8 protein-coding genes and 1 pseudogene are annotated in these 6050 nt (G+C 69.1%); 6 read left to right on the plus strand and 3 right to left on the minus strand.

Annotated elements, in window-relative coordinates; all coding sequences use genetic code 11:
* Positions 1–11 precede the first annotated feature (11 nt).
* The 6 genes from WC555_RS10325 to WC555_RS10350 are packed head-to-tail and all read left to right on the plus strand — an operon-like array spanning position 12 to position 3670.
* A complete protein-coding gene (locus tag WC555_RS10325; RefSeq protein WP_373253358.1) occupies positions 12–386 on the plus strand; it encodes an SUF system Fe-S cluster assembly protein in 375 nt (124 codons plus the stop codon).
* Between the two features lie 11 nt (positions 387–397).
* Entirely contained in the window at positions 398–796 is a 399-nt protein-coding gene (locus WC555_RS10330) for a HesB/IscA family protein (protein WP_373253348.1), read from the plus strand.
* Entirely contained in the window at positions 796–1797 is a 1002-nt protein-coding gene (locus tag WC555_RS10335; protein WP_373253349.1) for a methionine ABC transporter ATP-binding protein, read from the plus strand. The genes WC555_RS10330 and WC555_RS10335 overlap by 1 nt, the downstream gene beginning before the upstream one ends.
* Entirely contained in the window at positions 1797–2474 is a 678-nt protein-coding gene (locus WC555_RS10340; protein ID WP_373253350.1) for a methionine ABC transporter permease, read from the plus strand. The genes WC555_RS10335 and WC555_RS10340 overlap by 1 nt, the downstream gene beginning before the upstream one ends.
* 23 nt (positions 2475–2497) lie before the next feature.
* Complete coding sequence (locus tag WC555_RS10345; protein WP_373253351.1) at positions 2498–3304, plus strand: MetQ/NlpA family ABC transporter substrate-binding protein; 807 nt, start codon at positions 2498–2500, stop codon at positions 3302–3304.
* Positions 3305–3307: 3 nt separating this feature from the next.
* The gene (locus tag WC555_RS10350) at positions 3308–3670 is read left to right on the plus strand and encodes a TfoX/Sxy family protein (protein ID WP_373253352.1); all 363 of its coding nucleotides are present in this window, start codon (positions 3308–3310) and stop codon (positions 3668–3670) included.
* Here WC555_RS10350 and WC555_RS10355 read toward each other — a convergent pair.
* The 3 genes and pseudogenes from WC555_RS10355 to WC555_RS10365 form a co-directional block, all read right to left on the minus strand.
* Positions 3663–4448: a lysophospholipid acyltransferase family protein gene (locus WC555_RS10355; protein ID WP_373253353.1), complete on the minus strand. Its 786-nt coding sequence runs from the start codon at positions 4446–4448 to the stop codon at positions 3663–3665. The genes WC555_RS10350 and WC555_RS10355 overlap by 8 nt on opposite strands.
* A 38-nt stretch (positions 4449–4486) precedes the next feature.
* Positions 4487–5542, minus strand: a complete 1056-nt coding sequence (locus tag WC555_RS10360; RefSeq protein ID WP_373253354.1) for a diguanylate cyclase domain-containing protein — start codon at positions 5540–5542, stop codon at positions 4487–4489.
* 108 nt (positions 5543–5650) lie between these two features.
* Positions 5651–6050, minus strand: a pseudogene (locus tag WC555_RS10365) (RNA helicase); the annotation flags it as partial.

Raw genomic sequence — 6050 nt, forward strand, 5'->3', positions numbered from 1 at the left:
CGACGACCCCGATGTCCGACAGCCCGGCCTTCGCCGAGGCCTGGGACGCGCCGCAGAAGAGCGCCCTGGCCCAGGGCGAGATCGACCGCATGACGGACGACATCATCGAGGCGCTGAAGTCGGTGTTCGACCCGGAAATCCCGGTCGACATCTATGAGCTGGGGCTGATCTACAAGGTCGACCTGTCCGACGACCGCGACGTGGTGGTCGAGATGACCCTGACCGCCCCGGGCTGTCCCGTGGCCGGCGAGATGCCGATCTGGGTCGAGGAGGCGGTGAAGAAGGTCAAGGGCGTGCGCTCGGCGCGCGCGGAGCTGACCTTCGATCCCCCGTGGGATGCGTCGAAGATGAGCGATGAGGCCAAGCTGGCCCTGAACATGTTCTGATGGACCGTCCGATGACCGAGCTTCAGACCACGCCCCGCCCGCGCCGCCCGCGTCCCAAGGCCGTCCGCCTGACCGAGGCCGCGGCCGCGCGCGTGACCGAGATCATGGCCAACGCCGCCAAACCCTATGTCGGTCTCCGCGTCGGGGTGAAGAACGGCGGCTGCGCGGGGCAGGAGTACACCTTCGCTTATGCCGAGGAGATCGGGGCCATGGACGAGGTGGTCGAGGACAAGGGCGTCACCATACTGATCGACCCCAAGGCGATCCTGTTCCTGATCGGCTCGGAGATCGATTACGAGACCACGAAGCTGGCCTCGAAATTCGTGTTCCGGAATCCGAACCAGACCGACGCCTGCGGCTGCGGCGAGAGCGTCACCATCATTCCCGCGAAGGCGCTGGACGTCGACTGATGATCCGGCTGGACGGTGTGACGAAGCGCTTTCATAGCGCGGCGGGCGAGCGCGTGGCGCTGGAAGCGGTCGATCTGACGGTCGCGCCGGGCCAGGTGTTCGGCGTGGTCGGGCGCTCGGGGGCAGGAAAATCAACATTGATTCGCGCCGTCAACCTGCTGGAGCGGCCAGACGCCGGAACGGTGACCGTCGACGGGCGGGAGATGACGACCCTGTCGCCGGCGGACCTGCGCGCGGCGCGGCGGCGGATCGGCATGATCTTTCAGCATTTCAACCTGCTGAACGCGAAGACCATCGCCGAGAACGTGGCCTTCCCGTTGCGGCTCGAAGGCCGGCCGGCCGCCGAGATCGACCGGCGCGTGGCGACCTTGCTGGAACAACTGGGTCTGTCGGAGCATGCGAGGAAGCATCCGGCCCAGCTGTCAGGCGGGCAGAAGCAGCGGGTGGGCATCGCCCGGGCCCTGGCCTGCGAGCCCGGCGTTCTGCTGTGCGACGAGGCGACCAGCGCCCTCGACCCCGAGACGACCGACGAAATCCTGACCCTGCTGGATCAGCTGAACCGCGACCTGAAGCTGACCATCGTGCTGATCACCCACCAGATGGAGGTGGTGCGCCGCGTCTGCGACCGGGTGGCCGTGCTCAAGGACGGGCGGGTGGTGGAGGAGGGGGCGACCGCGGATGTCTTCCTGCATCCGCAACACGCCGCCACCCGCGCCATGCTGGCCGAGGGCGAGGAGGGGTTTGACGCCACCACCGTTCCGCCCGGCGGACGTCTGGCGAAGCTGACGTTCCGCGGCGGCTCGACCTATGAGCCGGAACTGAGCCGCGTCGCCCGGTCTGTAGGGGTGGACTATTCCATCCTGTCGGGCCGCATCAGCCGCATCCGCGGCGAGCCCTACGGCCAGCTGGTGGTGGCCTTCACCGGCGGCGACGCGGAAGCGGCGGTGGCGCAGCTGACCGCGCGTGGCGTGGTGGTGGAAAGCGTGGGGGAGGCGATCTGATGGAAGCCTTCTTCGCCAATATCGCCAGTAACGTGGATTGGCCCGAGATCGCCCGCGCCTCGCGGGACACCCTGCTGATGCTCGGCGGGTCTATGGCCCTGACCGTGTTGTTCGGCATTCCGCTGGGCGTGTTGCTCTACCTGTCGGGCAAGGGGCGGCTGGCGGCCAATCCGGTGCTCAACACCCTGCTGTCGCTGATCGTCAACATCCTGCGCTCTGTGCCCTTCATCATCCTGCTGATCGTCATGCTGCCAGTGACGGTGCTGCTGGTCGGGACCTCGCTGGGCGTGGCCGGGGCCATTCCGCCGCTCGTCGTGGGTGCGGCGCCCTTCTACGCCCGGCTGGTCGAGACGGCCCTGCGCGAGGTCGACAAGGGGGTCGTCGAGGCGACCCAGGCCATGGGCGGCTCGACCTGGCAGATCGTCACCCGCGCCCTGCTGCCCGAGGCCATGCCGGGCGTCATCGCCGGGGCGACCGTGACCGCCATCGCCCTGGTGTCCTATACCGCCATGGCCGGGGTGGTCGGCGCCGGCGGTCTCGGCGACCTGGCCATCCGCTTCGGCTACCAGCGCTTCCAGACCGATGTCATGGTCGTCACCGTGGTGTTGCTGCTCCTGCTGGTGCAGATTCTTCAGATGCTCGGCGACCGTCTGGTCGCCTCCGTTTCCCACCGCTGATCGCCCCCCCGAAAGGCCCGCCCATGATCCGCCGCTCGCTCCTGACCCTCGCCGCCGCCTCACTGGTGCTCGCCGCCTGCGGGCAGGGCGCCGAAAGGAAGGCCGACGCCAACGCGCCGCTGGTCGTGGGCGCGACGGCGGTGCCGCACGCGGAGATACTGGAGCACATCAAGCCGCTGCTGGCGGCCGAGGGGCTCCAGATCGAGATCAAGGTGTTCAACGACTACGTCCAGCCGAACACCCAGTTGATGGAGCGCCGGCTGGACGCCAACTATTTCCAGACCAAACCCTATCTGGACGAGTTCAACGCCTCGCGCGGGGCGGATCTGACGACCGTGGCCGGGGTGCACGTCGAGCCGCTGGGCGCCTATTCGCGGCGCTTTCGCTCGCTGGATCAGTTGCCGAACGGGGCCGAGGTCGCGGTGCCGAACGACGCCTCGTCGATCGGGCGGTCGCTGATCCTGCTGCAGAAGGCGGGCCTGATCCGGCTGAAGGACCCGGCCAATCCGCTGCAGACCCTGCGCGACATCGTCGACAATCCGAAGAACCTTCGCTTCCGGGAGCTTGAATCAGCGACCCTGCCGCGGGTGCTGGACCAGGTCGACATGGCGGTGATCAACACCAACTATGCGCTGGACGCGGGGCTGAAGCCGAAGACGGACGCCCTGGCGCTGGAAGGCGCCGACAGCCCGTATGTGAACTATCTGGTGGCGCGCCCCGACAACCGGAACGACCCGCGTATCGCCGCGCTGGCGGCCATGCTGCGCAGCCAGGCGGTGAAGGATTTCATCGCCGCCAAATACGACGGCGCGGTGATCCCGGCGGCCTGACCGATGGCCTATGATCCCGACTTCGGCGAATGGGTGCTCGAGCATTTCGCCGGCCTGGGTCCGATGCGGATCAAGCCGATGTTCGGAGCGGCGGCCGTCTATGCCGACGATCTGATCTGGGCCCTGCTGGATGACGGCGTCGTCTGGTTGAAGGTCGATGAGGAGAACGAGCCGGCGTTGAGCGCCGCGGGATCCCGCCCGTTCACCTATTCCGCGAAGAATGGGCAGGTGATGAGCATGGCCTACTGGAGCCTGCCTGAAAGCGCCGCGGACGACCCGGACGAGGCGTTGACCTGGGCGCGGGCGTCGATCGCGGCGGCGGTCCGCAAGGCGGCGAAGAAGCGGAAACCGAAGACGCTCAGGTGAGGGGCGTGGCCTGGCCGGCGCGCGCGGCCTCGTCGGGCGCGAGGACCCGAACGGCGGACGTTGCCGGCTGACCGGTCGCCTCGGCGACGAGTTCGGCGGTCTTGCCTTCCACGGCGGCTTCGAGCCGGGCAAGGAACGCGTCCTTGTCCAGCCCCGTCGGGATGGGATCGAGGAATTCGAGCGTGGCCGTGCCCGGAGTCTTGCGGAACGCCTCCTGCGGCCAGAACAGGCCGAGGTTGGTGGCCAGCGGCACGACCGGCATGTCGAAGTCGCGGTACATGTGCCAGACGCCCGAGCGGTAGCGGAATTTCTCGCCCACCTTCGCCAGATTGCCCTCGGGGTAGATCAGGATCCGGCGGCCCGCGGCGTGGGCGTCGGCCGAGCGGTGCTTCAGCGCCTCGCGGGCTTCGCGGCCGCCGCAGTTGTTGACGACGATGGCCCCCAGCTTGCGCAACACCGTGCCCAGCAGCGGGAATTTCTCAAGATGGTCGCCGGTGACGAAGGCGAGGTCGTCGAACTGGTCGTAGGTCGCGAAGCCGTCGCCCCAGCTCTGGTGTTTGGAGGCGATGATGAAGACGCCCGTGGGCAACCGCTCGCGGCCCCGCACCTGCAGGCGGATGCCGGCCAGCACCCGCATGGCCTGGACCATGCGCTTCACATAGCGGCGGATGATCCAGCTGGTGGCGCCGCGTCCCGGGGCCAGGGCGGCGAAGGCTGCGGCCGAGGCGTAGACGATCGACAGGAGCCAGTAGGCGATGTTGAAGGCGAGGCTGCGCATCCGGCGACTATGGCGTGAATCGGCGAACCCGGAAGGTCTCAGGCGGCCTTGGGCAGGCGTTCGGCGCTGGTGACGCGGTTGCGGCCGCCGCGCTTGGACGCATAGAGGGCTGCGTCCGCCCGCTCGAGGAAGGCTGCGGCCGATTCGCCTTTCCGCCGGACGGAGAAACCGGCCGAGACGGTGACGGCGCCCAGGTCGTCATTCGTCGAGCGGCGGCGCAGGGAGCGCGAGGCGATTTCGGCGCGGACGTTCTCCAGCGCGGCCTCGACCATGGCGACGCTCTCATAGGGGAAGATGATGGCGAACTCCTCGCCACCGTAGCGGGCGGCGAAGCGCGGGTTGGCGGCGGTGCGGCCCAGGACGCTGGCGACGTAGCGCAGAACCTGGTCGCCGGTCTGATGGCCCCAAGTGTCGTTGAACCGCTTGAAATGATCGATGTCGAGCACGGCCAGGGTCAGGGCGCGGCCCTGGGTCTCCGCCTCGTCGCAGGCGGCGGCCAGATGCTCGTCGAAGGCCTTGCGGTTCGACAGATCGGTCAGGGCGTCGGTCATGGCGTCGCGGCGGACCAGTTCGAGGTGCTCACGCAGGCGGATGACCTCCTGGGTGGAGACCTCCAGCTTCTTCTCGAGCGCTTCCGTTTCCTGCCGGGCCTGCCGGGTCGCGGTGGTCAGGCCCGAGACGATGGTCTGAAGGCCGTCTCCGTCTCCGGCGGCTTCGATGTTGGTGGCGGCCTGGTCGAGGGTCTGGCCGTAGGCGGCCTGTGATCTGTGCGCCTCGGCGATGACGTCGGAAACGCTGGACAGTTCGCGGTCCAGCACCCGGCCGGCGTCGCGGATCTGCTCGGTCAGGCGGCCGCGAGGCAGGTGTTGCGCCGCGAGGCCGTCGGTCACGGCCTCGGTGAAGGGCTGGGCGGTCGCGATCAGGCGCTGGATCTCGCCGGCGAGGGCGCCTTCGGGCTCAGCGAGGGCATGGGTCCAGAGTTCGAAATTCTGCGGTGTCGGCCAGACGCCGGCGGCTTCCATTTGGTCGACGACCCGGCGCGCGAGCCCGTAGGCTTGCGGACTTCGCAGGGTGGTTTCGACCTTGGCCGTCATGCGCGCTTCCCCAGGCTCAAGCCCTCATGGCGATCCTGCGCCGGGAATCTATGTCCGCGGTTCGTAACGACGGGTTAAATCGCGCGTCTGTTGCGGAACCGGGAGCGCTCAGGCCTTGATCGAAACGGGGCGGCGCAGGAAGGCGGGGACGTCGCCCTCTCCGAACGGACGCCCGTTGGAGCGGTCCGGCTGGGCCTCGGCGCGGTCGCCGCGACGGTCGGACTGGCGCAGATGGGTTTCCTGCATGGGACGATCCGCAGACGGGGCGGCGGGAACCGGCGCCGGCGCGCGTTCAGCCGGCGCGCGCTCGGGCCCCGACGTCGGGGCCTCCGCTGCAGCGGCGGCGGGTTTGGCGCTGCGACGGCTGCGCGAGCGGCGGGCCGGCGGCGCGTCGGAGGCTGCGGTGTCGGCGACGACGACTTCGGCCGGCGCGGCTTCGGGCGCGGAAGACACCGCCTCGACGGGCGCGGGCGCGTCCGTTTTCGGCTCGCCGCGGGCGCCGCGGCTG

This window comes from Brevundimonas sp., from assembly GCF_041648615.1.
Taxonomy (GTDB): Bacteria; Pseudomonadota; Alphaproteobacteria; order Caulobacterales; family Caulobacteraceae; genus Brevundimonas.